Below are 19,283 nucleotides of genomic sequence, written 5' to 3'. Positions count from 1 at the left end.
AATATATTTATTTGTGTTATCATTTCTCTTTTTTTAGTAATACAATGAGAGTATGTAGGGGTTAGCAAAGCTAACCCCTCTCTTTTTTTAAAAAAAGAGAACTGTATACATTTTACATCATTTTTTCATCATACGCAAATTTTTATACAAAAAATGCTGTTAGTTAAACCAACAGCACTTTTATATTTTATTTACTTTATTTTATCTATCATATCTATCAATTCATCTATTTTTTTATCTTCTTGTCCTGTTTCTAGTGCATCTTTTACACAGCATTTCATATGTGCTCTCAATATTTCTTTGTTCGCTTTTCTTAATATAGCATCTGTTGCCATAATTTGATTAGAAATATCAACACAATAGCGGTCTTGTTCTACCATTTTTAATATACCATCTATTTGTCCCCTTGCTGTTTTGAGCAAACGTACAATTTGTTTTTGGTCTGCTTTCATATATCTTCCCCTTACTGTACATCTACAACAGTATATCCTGCGTCTGTTACTGCTTTTACAAGCAATTCTTCTGCTATTTCTTCTACTGCTGTAACAGTTGCTGTTTTATCATCAAGACTTACTTCTGCTTTTACACCTTCTAGTGCATTCAATGCTTGTTCTACTCTACCTGTACAATGACCACACATCATACCTTCAATTGTTAATACTTTTTTCATTTTTATTTCCTCCTTATATTCCTTTTGTTGTTCTTCTACTATAGTATTATTATTTTCTATTGTTTTTCCCTTTTTAAAATCAGGTTGAAACAATTTTAAACGTAAAGCATTTGTTACAACAAATACAGAACTACAACTCATTGCTGCTGCTGCAAACATAGGATTTAATTTCCAGCCTAATGTTGTAAAAAACAGCCCTGCTGCTAATGGTATTCCTATGACATTATAGAAAAATGCCCAAAACAAATTTTGTTTAATATTTCTTATAACGGCACGACTAAGCTGTATTGCTGCAACACCATCTAGCAAATCACTTTTCATAAGTACAATATCTGCAGACTCTATTGCAACATCTGTACCTGCTCCAATAGCAACACCAACATCTGCTCTTGCTAATGCAGGAGCATCATTTATGCCATCTCCTATCATAGCTACTTTTTTACCTTGTTGTTGTATTTGTCTGACTTCTTTTTCTTTGTCCTGAGGTAGCACCTCTGCTACTACTCTTGTTAAATTCATTTGTTTTCCTATTGCTTCTGCTGTACGTTTATTATCTCCTGTCAGCATTACCACGTCAATACCCATTTTTCTAAATTCTGCTATAGCTTGTTTACTTGTTGGTTTTACAACATCTGCTACTGCAATTACACCAAGTAGTTTATTTTCTTCTGCAAAATATAAAGGTGTTTTTCCTTCTTCTGCTAATTTTTCTCCTTTTTCAAAAAGAAAATTTTCTGAAATATCTTGTTCTTTCATCATTTTTAAATTGCCTGCAATAATTTCTTTTCCTGAAACAGTTGCTTTAACACCTTGTCCTGCTATTGCTGTAAAATTTTCACCATTTGGTACAGTAATATTTTTTTGTTTTACATAATTTACAATAGCCTCTGAAAGAGGGTGTTCTGAAAGCTGCTCTACTGCAAGAGCATTTCTCAATAATTTATTTTCAAAAACACCTTCTGCTAAAAGCACATCTGTTACTTTAGGCTTCCCTTCTGTTACAGTACCTGTTTTGTCTAATATAATAGTATCTACTTCGTGAGCAATTTCTAAACTTTCTGCTGATTTTATTAATATGCCATTCTCTGCCCCTTTTCCTGTTCCTACCATAATCGCCGTTGGTGTAGCAAGTCCCAACGCACAAGGACAGGAAATTACAAGTACAGCGATGCCTATAGAAAGTGCAAAACTAAAGGAATATCCTAATAACAGCCATATTGCTGTTACTGCTAATGCTATTGTAATGACTACTGGTACAAATATGCCGCTTACTTTATCAGCTAATTTTGCAATAGGTGCTTTTGATGCACTTGCTTCTTCTACTAGTTGTATAATTTGAGAAAGTGTTGTATCATTTCCTACTTTTTCTGCTCTAAATTGAAAATATCCTGTTTTATTGACTGTAGCACCAATTACCATATCACCAGCTTTTTTTTCAACAGGTATACTTTCTCCGGTTAGTGCTGACTCATCTACTGCTGAAAATCCTTCTATAATTTCGCCATCTACAGGTATACTTTGTCCTGGACGTACTACAATAATATCTCCTTTTTGTACTTCTTCTATTGCAATTTCGATTTCTTTACCATTTTTGAGTATTGTTGCTTTTTTAGGTGCTAAATCTAGTAATTTCGTAATAGCTTCTGATGTTTTGCCTTTGGAACGCGTTTCCATATATTTCCCTACTGTAATTAATGTCAATATCATACCTGAAGACTCAAAATAAAATTCCATACCATAGCTATGAGCTGCTACCATATCTCCGTGACCCATATAATATCCCATAGCATATATCGCAATAACACTATAACAAAACGCTGCTGTAGAACCCAATGCAATAAGTGTATCCATATTAGGAGAACGGTTCCACAATGCCTTGAAACCAACAGAAAAATATTTTCTATTCAAATATAATATAGGTAATGTTAAAAATAACTGTGTCAATGCGAATGACATGATATTTTCATGTCCAAGCAATATACTAGGTAATGGCATACCCATCATATGCCCCATAGAAATATAAAACAGTGGTATTAAAAATACAAATGACCAAATCAGTCTTTTTTTCATAGTATCCATTTCAGACTGTGCAATATTTTCAGAAGTATGATTTGTTTTTTCACTACCATGTACTTTTGCTCCATATCCTCCTTGTTCTACTGCTTTTATGATTTCCTCATCTGTTAGTTTTGTTTCTTCATATTCTACTGTCATAGAATTTTGCAACAGATTAACATTAACAGAAAAAATACCTGCTAATTTGTTAACACTTTTTTCTACATGAGCACTACACGCACTACAAGTCATACCTGTTACATCAAATTTTTGTTTCACATATTTCACCTCTTTCTAATACCCCTCATGGGTGTAGTATTATTTTAATACTATACTTTTCATTTGTCAATATAGTATTTTATTTTTCATTTTATTTTATACAAAAAGAGAGCTTAGTAAAACAAATACTAAACTCTCTTCACATTATCATAATTATAAAAATAATTTCGATGTTATATTTATCAAAACACATATTATAATACCTACCAAAGTAGGTAGTAAAAAAGAAACTGATGTCCATTTTATACTTTTTGTTTCTTTGGCAATTGTCCAAAGCGTTGTAGCACAGGGAAAATGATTGAGTGAAAATAGTATAGCACAAAGTGCTGTAATGATTGTCCAGCCATTATTTCTTAATATTTCTCCCAATTCTGTTATACCAGAACTTTCTACTAACATACCACTTTGACTATAATACATTAACAATATTGGTATTACAATTTCATTTGCAGGTATTCCCAATAAAAACGCCGCTAATATTGCACCACTTAAACCCATTATACTACCTAAAGGTTCTAACATATTTGAAAACATACTCAATAATGTACTATCTGCCACTGTAATATTTTGTAATAACCATATTAATGCTCCCGCTGGTATAGAAACAGATATTGCCCTTCCTAAAACAAATATTGTTCTGTCTAATATACTTCTAACAATTACTTTTGCAAACTGAGGTTTTCTATAAGGAGGCAATTCTAATGTAAAAGAAGATGCTTCTCCTTTTAATATTGTTTTACCTAACATACTAGATACCAATAACGTAATTGTAACAGAAAGCAATAATGCCAATACTACAAATACTCCTGCTATAAGAGGATTTCCTCCTGAAAAAAATATACTGGCAAGCATAATAATAGTTGGAAAACCACAACCATACTCAGAGAAAGTTTATAGTATCATTTTTCATTTAATTTAGACAATACTTCTTTTAAATGATTAATATTTTTATGATAAACTTTTTGTTCTCCTGTAATAGCACAAGTATAATAAGCATTATCATTTTCAGCTATAACACAAAATGCTTTTGCAGTAGTATCATCATTAGATTTTGACATTACTTCTTGTGCTATTACATTTTTCATATTTTCCATAGTATAGTCTATTTCTTTTACTTCTCCTTGTGTATACAATGTTGATACAATAGAATTTATTTTATAAAACTGCTGAAATTTTTCCAAAGAATTTAATCCCATTGTATCTTCTGCAACTTCTCTATCATATCGTTGTATAGAAACAATAATATCCCTTTGTTCATTAGAATATAATACAAGTGTATCATTATTATTTACTCCTGTATCTTGTATCCAAGTAGAAGGCAATGTAATACTAAAATTTCCATTATTGTCCATATATTCTATTTCTTCTCCTGCACTATGACACGCTACTAAAATAATTACAACACAAGCTATCATCATAAACAATATTCTTTTTTTGATATAATTCATATTTTATTATCCTTTCAAAATTTTTTTCTGCTTTATTATAACATTTTCATATATAAAAAACTTCAAAAATTATAAAAAATTTTCAGTTAATACAATCTTTATTTCTTTGCCATTCCAAATTACTTTTTTTATTAAATATCGTATAGCTTCTTGTTTTTGAGTAATATTCATTTTTTGCCAAAGCATACGAAATGTACTATAATAATATTGTTGCATATTATGCTGTTGCTTTTCATACAACATTTTTTGTCTTTGCAGTATTTTTTGTTGTTTTGACAATTCTTCTATTTTGATATTAATTTCTTGTATTACTGTATCACTAATATATTTATTTCCTAATAAATCAATATAATTTTGTTTTTGTTTTTGAAAATACAATATTTCTTTTTCATAATATTTTTTATAGCAATATTCGCTTTTCCATTTTTTCCATATCTCATAAAAATGCTCATTTTTTTCTATGTATTCTAAAAGTGTTTTTTCTATGCTATCATCTGTTTGCTTTCCTAACAAATTTTGCATATTACAGCCTTTTTCTTGTAACTTTCCTCTACAAATATAATCAAATGTCAATTTTTTTTGATGGTTTCTTCTTTTTTTGGGTTGCATTTTTTGTCCACAATTTTCGCAATACAATACAGCGGAAAGAAGTGCATATTGATTTTCTGTTTTATATTCTGTATTTTGATTGCTATTTCTATATAATATTTGTTGTATATTTACCCACTTTTCTCCTGAAATAATGCCTTTTTGTTTTCCTAGTGCCACTATCCAATATTTTATATTTTGTCTTGGTGCAGATTTTTCTGTATAGTTTCTTTTGTTATACACCATCAAACCATAATCATTACAACATTGTTCTTCTGTAAATGTTACCTCTGCTCCTTCTTTTAAAAAATAATCTCTTACCTTATTATCAGCTTGGCAATATACAGGATTTTTTAATATTTCTTTTAATGCTGTCAATGAAAATTCATTTCCCTTACGTGTACAAATATTTTGTTTTTTCAGTTGTCTTTTTACTTGTGAAAGTGTGCCATATTCTATAAAAAGAGAATATATATTTTTTACAATATTTATTTCATCTGGATTTTGTACTAAATAACAGTAAGAATGTTTATTTTGTACTACTCTTTCTGATACAAAACCTAGAGGAAATGTTCCTCCTAGCCAATACCCTTTTTTAGCCAAATAATATAAATTGTCTTTTACTCTTTCTGCTATTGTTTCCCTTTCTAACTGTGCAAATACAGAAGCCATATACATCATAGCTCTACCAGTAGGTGTTGCAGTATCAAATTGTTCTTGTACAGATATAAAAGCAGTATTCCATAGCGAAAGCTGCTGTATTAACATTGCAAAATCTCCCACATTTCTACTTATTCTATCCAAACGATAACATACTATATAATCTAATTTTTTTTGTTGTGCTAAAAGCATCATATTTTGAAATTGAGGACGTTGTTTATTTTTCGCTGAAAATCCTTCTTCTGCAAAAATATTTATGTTATGTCCTTCTCCAAAATAGTTTATTACATATTTTTTGCAGCAATCTATTTGATATTGTATAGAAGCTCCCTTTTCTGTTTGTTTCGATTTTCTACTATAAATAGCAAATTCCATATTTTTCTCCTCTATTATTCTTTATTTTTTTTCAGTATATGCCCCAAAAATAAGAAATTTGTACAGAATTTAGTTGACAAAATAAAGTACTTGCTAATACAATGATAACAATTAACATCATCATATATTTAGGAAGGGAGAACAATTATGTATTCTGAAAATACATTTCAAGGAAGTCAAAATTATGTTGCTTCTCAGGAATTAATGGGAGCAGTTAACATTGCTATGGCATTACAAAAACCATTACTTATTAAAGGAGAACCAGGTACAGGTAAAACTATGCTTGCTGAAGCAATCTCTCAAGCATTAAATAAAAAATTAGTGATATGGAATATTAAATCCACTACAAAAGCACAAGATGGATTATATGTGTATGACGTAGTACAAAGATTATATGATAGTCAATTTGGCAATCAAGGTGTTGACGACATTGCTAAATATGTAAAATTAGGAAAATTAGGAGAGGCATTTTCTTCTGATGAACAAGTGATATTACTTATTGACGAAATTGATAAAGCTGACCTTGAGTTTCCCAATGATTTACTTTGGGAATTAGACAAAATGGAATTTTATATTCCAGAAACAAAACAGACTATTAAAGCGAAACATCGTCCTATTGTTATTATTACTTCTAATGCAGAAAAAGAATTACCAGATGCTTTTTTGAGAAGATGTATATTCCATTATATTGCATTTCCTTCTCAAGAACTTATGGAGGAAATTGTAAATGTACATTTTCCAAATTTAGATACCGAAATGCTCAAACAAGTTATAGAAGCATTTTATTGGATTAGAGGACTTTCTTCTATACAGAAAAAGCCAAGCACATCAGAAGTATTGGATTGGATACAAGCATTACAGTTAGGTGGTATCTCTGAGCAAAAAATTAAAAGTGAAATTCCTTTTGCTGGTGTACTACTCAAAAAAAATGAAGATTTAGATACACTCGAAAAATATAAACGATAAAGTAGGTGTAAAATATGTTCAGTTCTTTTTTCTACCTTTTAAGAAAGCGTGGACTTTCTGTTTCTTTTAATGAATGGATGACATTATTAGAAGCATTAAAAAAAGGGCTTCATCATTCCAGCTTTACAGGATTTTATTATTTATGCCGTGCTATACTTGTCAAAAGTGAAACTGATTTTGACCGTTTCGACGGTGCATTTTTAGAATATTTTAAAGATATGGAATTTACAGAAGAACTCCCAAAAGAATTATTGGAGTGGTTGGAAAATCCCAAAGACAAACCAAAAGACAAATTTGATATGGACAGAGCAAGAGAAAATGCATATTTGTCTTCAGAAGAAATACAAAAAATGCTTTTAGAACGTCTACAAGAGCAAAAAGAAGAACATAACGGCGGCAGTTATTGGGTTGGTACAGGAGGCGTATCAGTATTTGGCAACAGTGGATACAGTCCTAAAGGCATACGTGTGGGAGGTGTTTCCCGTTATAAAACAGCTTTTCAAGTAGCAGGTGAACGTAATTTTAGAGATTTTCGTAATGACAATACATTAGATACCAGACAATTTCAAATAGCTTTTCGCCAACTTCGCCAGTTTTCTAGCCGTATTGACGCACCTAAAACAGAATTTGATATTGACAATACTATACAGGAAACTTGCAATAATGCAGGAAAATTAAAAGTAGTTTATCAAAAGCCTAGAAGAAATACTGTAAAAGTGTTATTACTCATGGACTCAGGAGGTTCTGTAGAATATTATAGTCGTCTTTGTAGTGCCTTATTTCAATCAGTAAGTAAATCGAGTCATTTTAAAGATTTAAAAGTATATTATTTTCACAACAGCATTTATTCTAAAGTTTATACAGAACCTAGTTTACGTGTTAAACTTGCTGTAGATACCAACTGGATACTACAAAATATCAGTAGCGAATACAAAGTGATTATTGTAGGAGATGCCATGATGGAACCTTCTGAACTACTTTCAGGTAGTTATTATAGTTATGGTGTACGTGACAATGTACCAGGTATAGAATGGTTTCAACGCTTTAAACAAAAATATCCTCATATTATATGGCTTAATCCTGCAAAACGTCCTCAATGGAGCAGTTATTGGTCACATACTTATGATGTACTTGCTGATTTATTTGCTATGTATCCCCTTTCTGTAGATGGTTTGCAGGAAGGATTAAAAAAATTACTTGTTTCACGATAATGAAGGAGGTTACATTTATGAACGCAATTATATTTGATGTAGATGGTACACTTTGGGACTCTTGTCAAGCAGTTGCAAATGCTTGGAATACTGTTTTTGACAGATATAAAGAATTAAATGGCAAAAAAGTGACTATGGAAGAAGCAAAAGGCTTTATGGGAAAAACTTCAGAAGAAATATTTAATACACTTTTACCTGATGTAGAAGAACAAAAAAGAATTGCTATTACAGAAGAATGTGGAAAGCAAGAAGAAGTTGAAATTGCTAAAAATGGCGGAAAACTTTTTGACAATTTAGAAAAAACATTACAGATATTATCACAAAAATATGATTTGTACATTGTAAGTAATTGTCAAGCTGGTTATATAGAAGCATTTTTTGACTATCACAAATTAGGACACTATTTTAAAGACTATGAAAACTCTGGCAGAACAGGAAAACCTAAAGGAGAAAACATTAAACTGATTATGCAAAGAAATAACTTAAAAAAAGCATTTTATATTGGTGATACACAAGGAGATTATAATGCAACAAAAATTGCAAATATTCCTTTTTTATATGCAAAATATGGCTTTGGTACAGTAGATACAGAAGTACCATTCATTGACAGCATAGAACAACTTCCACAAAAAGCAGAAATTCTATTTCAAACAATGTAAACATAATATAATAAAAAATAGAAATAGGTGTTTTATATGTCTGCTAAAAATCAAGCACAAAATATTCAAATTGTTCCTCTTGCTCCAAAAGAGCAGGAGGATTTTTTTAACCGTTGTGACAAGCTATATTTTTCACTTCTTCAAAAATATACCTCTCCCCCTTTAGAGCAAATTTCATTTCCTACACAAAATAAGCTTAACTAATTAAAAAATGGAATAGAATATTCAAATATAGTATTTTATTGTTTCCCTAGCAATGGTGGTGCTAATCTGCCATTGCAGGGCACAAAATTATTTGTTAATATAGCAATTAATCTTTCTCTTGGAGAATCTATAATGCGACAAGCTGTAACACCAGCAGAATTACACCCAAATCCCATACACATCGTTAATGCTTGTTTACCATGTGCATTTGCTTTTTGAAATAACCCGTCCATATGAAAAGCAATTCGTGGTAAAAGTCCAAAATCTTCTAATATTGTAAACAATGGAAAAAATATTGCCATAGGTGGCAACATTACAGCAACTACCCAGCTTACTGTTAAAAAAATACCATCTTTTACAATGCCATAAAACCAGTCAGGCACAGCACACCAATTTAAAAATGTTCCTAATTTTTCTCCTACATTCCAAAACAATTCCATTAACAAATTAGAAGGAATATTCGCACCTGCTATTGTAATCCAAAATATAAATGCCAGTAATGCTATCATAACTGGTATACCTGTTTTTTTAGAAAGAAAAATATTATCTAATAAACGCTCTCTTTTTTTTGCTTTTTCTGTTTTTTCTGTTACAACATTTTTAGCTATATCATAGCTTCTTTTTAAAAAAGTAATGCTTCTTTGTTCTTTCCATTTTTCTCTTGTATATCCTATTTGTTGCAAATATTGCTCTGCAAATTCCTCTCTTGCTAGCAATTCTTCCATTTGTATGGTATCTAATTTGTCAACAAGCATATTCAAAAACCATTTATCTCCTTCTAACACTTCCATTGCAAAATATTTCGGTGAAATGCCTTTTGGCACAATATGACCTGCTTGTTTTAAAAAATCATCACATAGTATTTCTATTTCTTTAGGAAATGTTGTTTTATGAGGAGAAATTATAATTTCTTTATTTACAACAGATAGCACTATTCTTTTCAATTCTGTAATACCCTTTCCAGAGCGTGCACTTGTACAAACAACAGGAATACCTAACTCTTCTGACAATTTTTTACTATCTATATCAATACCTTTTTTTTGTGCCTCGTCTATTAAATTAATACAAAGTATTACATTTTCTGTTAATTCTAATATGTGCAATACTAATGTTAAATTCCTCTCTAATGATGTCGCATCTATCACAACAATCATAACATCTGTTTGTACAGAACAAATAAATTCTTTTGCACAGCATTCTTCCGCACTATCACAAAAAAGGGAATAGATACCTGGTAAATCATATATTTCAAAATGTATTCCTTCTAAAAAAAAACTGCCTTTTGCATTTGTTACTGTTTTGCCAGACCAATTTCCTGTATGCTGTTTTAAACCAGTTAAACAGTTGAATACTGTACTTTTGCCTGTGTTAGGATTACCTGCCAAACCTATTATGATTTGTTTATCCTTTTTGACCATATTCCCTCAACTCCCTTACCCATATATTTTCTGCATCTTTTTTTCTAAGTGCGATTAATGTTTGTTTGACTTCATAAACTTTCGTACCTCCTCCCCAACACTCATATAAAGGGGTCACAATACTTCCTGCATAAAATCCCATATCATAAAGTCGCAGTTTTTGTTTTTCCTCTGCTTTTATTTCTATAATATAACAAGGCATTTCATTGGCACTATTTTGTAATGTCTGCTTCATAATTTCCCTCTTTCCACTTACTGCTGTTTTCAGTATACGATAAACATTTATGATATGTGCCTGCCCTCTTTTGAAAACATTTTCAAACTCTTTTATTTTTAAAAAAAATATGATATACTACCATATTGATAATTGCGATTAGAAAATGGGGTATAAAACAATGGCTTTTTCAGTAGAACTTCCGAAATCTCAAACAACACAAATTTCAAATATTTTTATAGAAGAATATATGCCAAAGGCTCAGCCTTCTTTTGTTACGGTATATTTATATGCCTACTGTCATATTTCAAGTGGAGATACTTCTTTAACAAATCAATCCATTGCAGAAGCTCTTGATATACTAGAAAGTGATGTTATAAAAAGCTGGAGATATTGGCAAGAACAGGGTATTGTAAAATTACTGAAAGATAATACTGCTCATTTTTTGCCAGTAAAATCGAAAAAAGAGCAAAAGACAATCACGCAAAAAAATACTTACACTACATCACCTCAATATACACAAAAAGAAATGATAGCAATAGTTAAAAATAGTTCTACTGCCCAAAGACTTTTTTCTTTAGCAGAAAACTATTTAGCTAGAACATTATCTTACAAAGATATGAATATTATAATCAGTTTTCACGAATGGCTAAAGCTTTCATTAGAAGTTATAGAACTACTTTTTACATATTGTACAAAAAACAATCATTATGACTTACGTTATATTGAACAAGTAGCAGTAGGTTGGTCAAATGAAGGCATTACAACACCAGATAAAGCAATAGAATATATTCATTTACATGAAAATGGCTATAAACAAATTTTGAAAACTCTAGGAATTACTGGTCGTATGATTACACCAGCAGAAGAAAAATATATTAAAAAATGGACATCAGAATATCATTTTCATATAGAAATGATATTAACAGCTTGCGAAAAAACAATATTACAAACAGGTGGAAATGGTAATATGTTTAAATATGCTGATACTATATTAAAAGATTGGCATGATAAAAATATAAAAACAATAGAAGATGTCGAAATTTCAGACAAAAATTTTCAGTCTTCCAAAATACAAAATCAAAATACAAAATCAAAAGCAACAAATTCTAAACAAAATAAAAATGCTACTATAAAACAAAACAGATTTGTCAACTACAAGCAGAGAGAATGGGATTTTGAAGAATTAGAAAGACTGGCAAGAGAACGCTTAAAAAAAAGTTGAATAGGAGTGTATTCACATGGCCACAAAATCAGAACTGTATAGAACTGCACTGCGTCAATATGAAAAAATACAAACACAAAAACAACACGAATTGCAAAAAAATAGAAATGAAATTTATACTGCTTGTCCTCGTTTACAAGAAATCGAACAAGAAATTGCTTTAACAGGTGTTCATATTGCCCGTATGGTGCTTCAAAAACCGGAAAATATGGAACAACTTTTAAAAAAATTAAAAAAAGCACTTTCACAGTTACAAAAAGAAAAAAAAGCACTTCTTTCTGAACTAGGTTTTTCTGAAAAGGCACTTCAGCTAAATTTTGTTTGTAACGATTGTAAAGATACAGGTTATATTAATAATGTACCTTGTCACTGTATGAAACAAAAATTAATTGATTTAGCATATGACCAGTCTAACATCAAAGAAATTGTAAAACAAGAAAATTTTGATACATTTGATATTCGATATTATAGTGAAGAAATTAATGAGCATGAAGGTTGGTCACCTAGTGATAATATTAAAAAAATTTTTAAAAGATGTATGAATTTTTGTGAAAATTTTGATACTACATTTCAAAATTTATTTTTATATGGCGAAACAGGATTAGGTAAAACATTTTTATGTAATTGTATTGCAAAAGAATTATTAGACAAAGGGTACATTGTACTTTATATGACAGCAGGACAACTTTTTGATATGATTGAAAAACAGCAATTTGACAACAACAATCAAGAAGAAAAAGACGATGTTATGAAAGACTTGCTTACAGTAGATTTATTAATAATAGATGATTTAGGTACAGAATTTAGCACCATACTTTCTAGTGCCAAGCTATTTCATATTATCAATAGTAGAATGTTAACAAAAAAACCTGTTATTATTTCTACCAATTTGTCACCTAATGAACTGATTAATCAATATTCTGACAGAGTAGTTTCTCGTATTGCTGGTACATATATTATGTTAAAATTTTTTGGAAGCGATATTCGCAAAAAAAATCAAGAAAATAGTATATAAATCAAAAGAAAAGGAGCTTTTTTATGGAAATCAAACATTTTTTACTTGCTTCTTGTTCTCTGACTACATTGCGTCACATAACAGAAGCACCTATATTTCAATTAACTTATAATGTTATGGAAAGTTACGCTAAAACAGCACAAGATTTTTGTCGTGCTTATGGTGAACTTTGTGGCTATATATTTGAACACAAAGATTTATCTCGTTTATTTTATGAAGAACTTGTATATGACAACAATATTTTTGCAGATTTAAGTTGTAAAAAATCTCTCGAAGAAATACCAGAACACATAAAGTCTTCCGTATCATTTGATATACAGGTATTAGAAACCGTTTCTTCTATTACAGGAGATATGCTTATTGAACAAGCTGTTAAAACATTTCCTAAAGAAAGTGCTTTTTTACATACATTACCACGTTTTCCTAATTCTGCACAACTTCCTGTAAAAGATGTTGCTTCTCTTTATAAACTTTACAGACAAAAAGGATATGGTTATTTTGCAAGAGGAACTGCTTTTACAGTAGAAAAAGGAGAAATTATTTCTTTACCTCAATCTGACAGTATACGCCTTTCTGATTTAAAAGGTTATGAAAGGCAAAAAAGAGCAATATTGTCAAATACACTTTCTTTTTTACAAGGCAAATTAGCAAACCATATATTGTTATATGGTGACAAAGGCACAGGAAAATCTTCTACAGTAAAAGCCGTTGTAAATGAATATGCAAATCAAGGTTTAAAAATTATTGACTTATCTATGGCACAATTAAAATATTTTCCTAAAATATGTGATACAGTGTCAATAAGTCCTTTTAAATTTATATTATTTTTAGACGATTTGACATTTCGACAGGAAGATGAAACGTTTACAGCATTAAAAGCATTTATTGAAGGTGGTGTTGCAGGCAAACCAGATAATATTTTAATTTATGCTACTTCTAATAGACGTCATTTAGTAAGAGAAACAATGTCAGAACGTATGACAGATAACGAAATTCATTTAAGAGATACTTTGGAAACTTCTTCCTCTCTTTCAGATAGGTTTGGCTTAGAAATTACGTTTTCTGTACCAGATAAAGAAGAATATCTTGATATAGTAGATAGTCTTGCAGAAGAATACAGTATTGATTTAGAACAAAAAGAACTACATCTACTAGCAGAACGTTTTGCTCTTACAAGAGGAGGTCGTTCCCCTAGAACAGCAAGACAATTTATTAAATTACAAATATCTGAAATGGCCATGGAATAACAAATATTACAATAAAAAAGGAGTTATAATAAATCAACTCCTTTTTTTAGTATCATTCTGCTTTTCCATCTCTTGTCATAAGTTGTAATACTGCCTCTCTTACATTTTTATGATAGAAAAGTACTTGATTAATCTCTTCTGTAATAGGCATAGAAACATGATATTTTTTTGCTAATTCACACGCCGCTTGTACTGTGTTAATACCTTCTACTACCATTTTTACCTCTGCTAATGTTTCATCAAGAGATTTTCCTTTTCCTAATAATATACCCGCACGTCTATTTCTAGAGTGCATACTAGTACAAGTTACAATTAAATCTCCTATACCAGAAAGTCCTGCAAATGTTTCTGCTTTTCCTCCCATAGCAATACCAAGTCTTGACATTTCTGTCATGCCCCTTGTCATTAATGCTGCTTTGGTATTATCTCCAAAACCAAGACCATCAGACATACCTGCTGCTAATGCAATAATATTTTTCAAAGCTGCACCAACTTCTACCCCTATTACATCATTGTTAGTATACAATCTAAAATTAGGGTTCATAAATTCCTTTTGTATCATTTTTGCAATGTCATTTTCTTCTGTTGCAATCACACAAGCTGTAGGAATACATCTTCCTACTTCTTCTGCATGGCTTGGGCCAGATAGTACACAAGGGTGACAATGTGGTACACATTGTTTTATTACTTCTGACAGCCTCAGCAAACTGTCCTGTTCTAGTCCTTTTGCTACATTTACAATAATTACATCTTTTTGAAACAAATCTTTAAATTTTGTCATAGTTTCTCTTACTGCACGAGAAGGTACTGCAGAAATTATAATTTCTTTTGATTGAATTGCTTTTTCTGCATCACAAGTAATATCAATATTTTCACCTAACATGACACCAGGTAAATACTGTTTATTTTGTCTTGTTCTTCTCATATCTTCTACAGCTTTTTCATTTCTTGCCCACATAGTGACATCATGACCATCTTGTTCTAGCATTACAGCTAAGGCAGTTCCCCAACTTCCTGCACCTATTACAGCAATTTTTTTCATAAAACACACTCCCTTTAGATATTTTTTTCTATTCTTTTTATACCTAATTTATTTTCATTTCCTGCCAAAAGTCTGCTTATATTTGCTCTATGCTGATATAATGCTAATGTTGCTAAACAAATTGCAATGATAGTGCCTTCTAATGGAAATCCTACTTTATATAATACAACAGGTATCATTACAGCAAATGATATAGAACCTAATGAAACATATCTTGTTGCAGCAATACAAATAATACCTATGCCAAACGCAAAAGCAGGCAAATACCATGTTGTGATACTTAAACATAATACAAGTCCTATCATACAAGCAATGCCCTTTCCACCTTTAAATCCTAAATAAAAAGGAAAATCATGCCCTAATATAACACCAACACAGCCATAAAGTCCTGCTAATGGTATATCTTTAAAAAGTATTTTGCACAACAAAAAACCCACTACAGATTTTAAAATGTCACAAATAAATGTAATAGCACCCGCTTTTTTTCCTAGCACTCTCAAAGCATTTGTTGTACCTAAATTACCACTGCCATATTGTCTTAAATCCACATGTCCTACAATTTTACCTACTAAATAAGCAGACTGTAAACAGCCAATACCATACCCCAACAATATACAAATAAAGCGAAACATTTTTCTATCCCCTTTAATTTTCTTTTCCCTTTTCTCTTATAATAAAATGTACTGGTGTACCAACAAATCCAAATGCCTCTCGTAATTGATTTTCAATATATCTTTTGTATGAAAAATGAAATAGTTCTCTATCATTTACAAATATCACAAATGTAGGCGGTTTTATAGAAACTTGTGTCATATAATATAGTTTTAGTTGTCTTCCCTTATCTGCTGGAGGCTGTTGCATTGCAGTTGCTTCTATCAAAACATCATTTAAAACGCCTGTGCTGATACGTAAAGCATGATTTTGATATACTGTTTGTATCAATTCCAACATTCTAGTAATTCTTTGTCCTGTCAAAGCAGATATAAATACTTTTGGTGCATAAGGCATATAAGCAAGCTCATTGCCAATATCTTTTAAATACTGGTTCATTGTTTTATCATTTTTTTCAATAGCGTCCCATTTATTTACTGCAACAATAGCTGCACGTCCTCTTTCATGTGCAATTCCTGCAATTTTAGTATCTTGGTCTGTAATGCCTTCTTCTGCATCAATTACTAATATTGCTACATCACATCTTTCCACTGCTGCAACTGCTCTAATAATACTAAATCGTTCAATTTCTTCTTTAATTTTACTTTTTCTTCTCATTCCTGCTGTATCAATAAAAACATATTTTTGTCCATCAATTTCAATAGGACTATCAATAGCATCTCTTGTTGTTCCAGGAATATTACTTACAATTAGCCTATCTTCTCCCAATATTTTATTTATCAAAGAAGATTTTCCTACATTTGGTTTACCTATAATTGCTACTTTTATAACGTCGTCTTCTTCTTCCTCTGACTGCTGTTCCGGAAAATAGGAAATTACTTCATCTAACATATCCCCTAATCCCAATGCTTGCCCTGCAGAAATAGCAATCGGGTCGCCTATACCTAACTCATAAAATTCATAAATATTCATACTATCTCTATTTACATTATCTATTTTATTTACCGCTAATACAACAGGTTTTTTTGTTCTTCTAAGCATATTTGCTACTTGTTTATCATCATCTGTCATACCAGATTTTGCATCTGTAATAAATAATATTACATCTGCTGTTTCAATAGCAATTTCTGCCTGTTGTAATATTTGCTTCACTATAATATCCTCTGTACCAATTTCCATGCCACCAGTGTCAATCAATGTAAATTTTCTGCCTGTCCACTCTACATCTGCATAAATTCTATCTCTTGTTACACCAGGTGTATCTTGTACAATAGAAATTCTTTCTCCTGCCAAACGGTTAAAAAGTGTAGACTTTCCTACATTTGGTCTTCCTACTACTGCTACAATAGGTTTACTCATTTATTTTCCTCCAAATCTAAAATATTACACAGTAACGCTTCTCCTGTATTTTTTGTTATTTTAATCATTATATTTAATTCTCTTTCAATATCTTCTACTTCTATATCATCTAAAAGCATTGTGGTATCATTTCTTAAAAGGTTTTCTGGTAAAAGAAGATAACTTCCTAATTTTTTTTTGGTCAGCTGTTTTATAATGTCTTGTCCTGTAAGAAGTCCAGAAACTGTAATTTCATATCCAAAAAAGTCATTTCGTATTTTATAAACATAAATATTCCATTTAGGGCAATATTCCATTACTTTATCACATAGTTTTTTAATCAAGTTATATGCTGCTTCTCCTGTTGCTATAGAAATTGTATTTTGTTTTTGTTTTGGCAATTTATGTTGATATTGTTGTAATGCTTGTTCAAATTCTACTTCTAAAAGTGAAAGCATACCAACTCCATTTTCATACTGTTCAAAATTTTCATAAAAAGTATAATCAGGTAAATTACAACCTGCTTTTAAATAAAATTCATCTGACAAAAACACAAATGAAGTTCCTAATTTCTGTTTTAATTTTTTTTGCCAATATTCTACTTGTGTAATAACTTTTTTACTTTCTTGTTTATCAAAAGGTATCATAGTATACAAATTTTGTCTATATTTTGTTAAACCAATAGGTACAACAGACATACTTCTTGCATAAGGAAAAAAATAAACACAGTCTTTTATTGTTTTATCTAATACTGTTCCATCATTTATTCCTCTACAAAGAACAACTTGTAAATTCATTTCTATTCCTGCATCTGCTAACTTTTTCATTACTTCAAGTACTTTATCTGCATTAGGATTTTTCAGCATTTTTTTTCTCAATTCTAAATCTGTTGTGTGTATAGAAACATTAATAGGAGAAAGATGATAAAATATAATGTGGTTGATATCCTCTTCTGACATATTTGTTAATGTAACATAATTTCCTTGCAAAAATGACAAACGAGAATCATCATCTTTAAAATAAAGGCTTTCTCTCATACCTTTTGGTAACTGGTCTATAAAACAAAATATACATTTATTTTTGCAGCTCTTGGCATTATCCATCAAACCACTTTCAAATATAATACCAATATCTTCTTCTTCTTCTTTTTCTATTTCTGCAATATATTCTTCTCCTTCTATAGTACGTATTGTCAATTCAACATATTCTTCTTGCATCAAATATCGATAATCAAAAACGTCTTGTACACTTTGTCCATTCACAGCTAGTAAAATATCTCCTGCTTGTATACCTAATTCTTGTGCAATACTATCTTGTTCTATTTTGATAATCACATTTTGTTTTAGCTCCATTTCAATATCCTCTCTATATTACAATCGGCTACATTATATCATAGTTTATTGACAAATACAAAGGAGTGTTTTTAAATTCAGACAAAAATAAAGAGTAAAACTATAAATTTATTGAATGTCAAGCAATAAATATAATAAAGCAAAAAAAGAAATTTTAAAAAAAATTATACTTTATTATAATAAGAAAAATTAATAATAAAAAACTGTAACTTCAATAAATAAAAGTTACAGCTTTTTTTATCATTTTATTTATATTTTACTGCTGTACCATATGCCATTACCTCAGCAGCTCCTTGCATAACAGAGGAAGAAGAATAACGTACATTTACAATAGCATCTGCTCCCATTGTTTCTGCTTCTGTTATCATTCTTTGCATTGCCAAAGCACGTGCATCATTCATCATTTCTGTATAAGCTTTTAATTCTCCACCTACTAATGTTTTAAAACCTTGTGAAATATCTTTTCCTAAATGCTTTGATTGTATAGTACTTCCTTTTACCATTCCTAACATTTCTAACTCTTTTCCTGAAATATAATCTGTATTTACAATTAACATACTATTAACCTCCTTATGGTATACTTTAATAATATCAATTATAAATATATTTTCAAAAATTTGCAAATTAATAAATTACTTTTGCAATACATTGACAGCATTAAAAAAGTATACTACAATGACAAAATAGTATTTATAACAGAAAGGA

At 30.3% G+C, this 19,283-nt stretch carries 18 protein-coding genes and 1 pseudogene; 7 read left to right on the top strand and 12 right to left on the bottom strand.

What is annotated here, in order from left to right; genetic code table 11:
* Positions 1–191: 191 nt before the first annotated feature.
* The 5 genes from C820_RS04230 to C820_RS04210 all read right to left on the bottom strand — a co-directional run bounded on the left by C820_RS04230 (position 192) and on the right by C820_RS04210 (position 6,075).
* Positions 192–452: a metal-sensing transcriptional repressor gene (locus tag C820_RS04230; RefSeq protein ID WP_004038009.1), complete on the bottom strand. Its 261-nt coding sequence runs from the start codon at positions 450–452 to the stop codon at positions 192–194.
* 11 nt (positions 453–463) lie between these two features.
* Positions 464–3,004, bottom strand: coding sequence for a heavy metal translocating P-type ATPase (locus C820_RS04225; RefSeq protein ID WP_004038011.1), 2,541 nt, complete (start codon positions 3,002–3,004; stop codon positions 464–466).
* Positions 3,005–3,157: 153 nt separating this feature from the next.
* Complete coding sequence (locus tag C820_RS04220; RefSeq protein ID WP_162213088.1) at positions 3,158–3,796, bottom strand: nucleoside recognition domain-containing protein; 639 nt, start codon at positions 3,794–3,796, stop codon at positions 3,158–3,160.
* 107 nt (positions 3,797–3,903) lie between these two features.
* Entirely contained in the window at positions 3,904–4,452 is a 549-nt protein-coding gene (locus C820_RS04215) for a PsbP-related protein (RefSeq protein ID WP_004038015.1), read from the bottom strand.
* Positions 4,453–4,521: 69 nt separating this feature from the next.
* On the bottom strand, positions 4,522–6,075 hold the full coding sequence (locus C820_RS04210; RefSeq protein WP_004038017.1) for a recombinase family protein: 1,554 nt from the start codon (positions 6,073–6,075) through the stop codon (positions 4,522–4,524).
* Between the two features lie 147 nt (positions 6,076–6,222).
* Between C820_RS04210 and C820_RS04205 the strand changes: the two genes are divergently transcribed.
* Genes C820_RS04205 through C820_RS04190 form a run of 4 tightly spaced genes read left to right on the top strand, consistent with a single transcriptional unit; the run spans position 6,223 to position 9,115 of the window.
* Positions 6,223–7,041 (top strand): AAA family ATPase, encoded by an 819-nt coding sequence (locus C820_RS04205; RefSeq protein WP_004038019.1) that lies wholly within the window; start codon positions 6,223–6,225, stop codon positions 7,039–7,041.
* 14 nt (positions 7,042–7,055) lie between these two features.
* On the top strand, positions 7,056–8,252 hold the full coding sequence (locus C820_RS04200; RefSeq protein WP_004038021.1) for a vWA domain-containing protein: 1,197 nt from the start codon (positions 7,056–7,058) through the stop codon (positions 8,250–8,252).
* Positions 8,253–8,269: 17 nt separating this feature from the next.
* Positions 8,270–8,911 (top strand): HAD family hydrolase, encoded by a 642-nt coding sequence (locus tag C820_RS04195; protein ID WP_004038023.1) that lies wholly within the window; start codon positions 8,270–8,272, stop codon positions 8,909–8,911.
* A 36-nt stretch (positions 8,912–8,947) separates the two neighbouring features.
* Positions 8,948–9,115: a hypothetical protein gene (locus tag C820_RS04190; protein WP_004038025.1), complete on the top strand. Its 168-nt coding sequence runs from the start codon at positions 8,948–8,950 to the stop codon at positions 9,113–9,115.
* 65 nt (positions 9,116–9,180) lie between these two features.
* Here the strand turns inward: C820_RS04190 and feoB are convergent.
* Together feoB and C820_RS04180 are read right to left on the bottom strand one after the other, a co-directional pair.
* A pseudogene (gene feoB, locus C820_RS04185) lies at positions 9,181–10,533 on the bottom strand (ferrous iron transport protein B); the annotation flags it as partial.
* Positions 10,517–10,768 (bottom strand): FeoA family protein, encoded by a 252-nt coding sequence (locus C820_RS04180; RefSeq protein WP_004038028.1) that lies wholly within the window; start codon positions 10,766–10,768, stop codon positions 10,517–10,519. The pseudogene feoB and the gene C820_RS04180, both read right to left, overlap by 17 nt.
* 160 nt (positions 10,769–10,928) lie before the next feature.
* Here C820_RS04180 and C820_RS04175 point away from each other — a divergent pair, with 160 nt between their 5' ends.
* Genes C820_RS04175 through C820_RS04165 form a run of 3 tightly spaced genes read left to right on the top strand, consistent with a single transcriptional unit; the run spans position 10,929 to position 14,234 of the window.
* Entirely contained in the window at positions 10,929–11,972 is a 1,044-nt protein-coding gene (locus tag C820_RS04175) for a DnaD domain protein (protein ID WP_035296947.1), read from the top strand.
* 16 nt (positions 11,973–11,988) lie between these two features.
* A complete protein-coding gene (locus tag C820_RS04170; protein WP_004038030.1) occupies positions 11,989–12,987 on the top strand; it encodes an ATP-binding protein in 999 nt (332 codons plus the stop codon).
* Between the two features lie 23 nt (positions 12,988–13,010).
* On the top strand, positions 13,011–14,234 hold the full coding sequence (locus C820_RS04165; RefSeq protein WP_004038031.1) for an ATP-binding protein: 1,224 nt from the start codon (positions 13,011–13,013) through the stop codon (positions 14,232–14,234).
* 52 nt (positions 14,235–14,286) lie between these two features.
* On the opposite strand, the gene C820_RS04160 is transcribed toward C820_RS04165, so the two are convergent.
* The 5 genes from C820_RS04160 to C820_RS04140 form a co-directional block, all read right to left on the bottom strand.
* Positions 14,287–15,276 (bottom strand): NAD(P)H-dependent glycerol-3-phosphate dehydrogenase, encoded by a 990-nt coding sequence (locus C820_RS04160; protein ID WP_004038032.1) that lies wholly within the window; start codon positions 15,274–15,276, stop codon positions 14,287–14,289.
* Positions 15,277–15,290: 14 nt separating this feature from the next.
* Positions 15,291–15,908: a glycerol-3-phosphate 1-O-acyltransferase PlsY gene (plsY, locus tag C820_RS04155; RefSeq protein ID WP_004038033.1), complete on the bottom strand. Its 618-nt coding sequence runs from the start codon at positions 15,906–15,908 to the stop codon at positions 15,291–15,293.
* Positions 15,909–15,921: 13 nt separating this feature from the next.
* Entirely contained in the window at positions 15,922–17,247 is a 1,326-nt protein-coding gene (gene der / locus C820_RS04150; protein ID WP_004038035.1) for a ribosome biogenesis GTPase Der, read from the bottom strand.
* Entirely contained in the window at positions 17,244–18,578 is a 1,335-nt protein-coding gene (locus C820_RS04145; protein WP_004038037.1) for a DUF512 domain-containing protein, read from the bottom strand. The genes der and C820_RS04145 overlap by 4 nt, the downstream gene beginning before the upstream one ends.
* Before the next feature lie 245 nt (positions 18,579–18,823).
* The gene (locus C820_RS04140) at positions 18,824–19,135 is read right to left on the bottom strand and encodes a YbjQ family protein (RefSeq protein ID WP_004038039.1); all 312 of its coding nucleotides are present in this window, start codon (positions 19,133–19,135) and stop codon (positions 18,824–18,826) included.
* Positions 19,136–19,283: the final 148 nt, after the last annotated feature.

It is taken from the genome of Clostridium sp. MD294 (assembly GCF_000364165.2).
Taxonomy (GTDB): Bacteria; Bacillota; Clostridia; order Lachnospirales; family Anaerotignaceae; genus Coprocola.
This window is presented reverse-complemented; position numbering and strand designations above follow the sequence as displayed.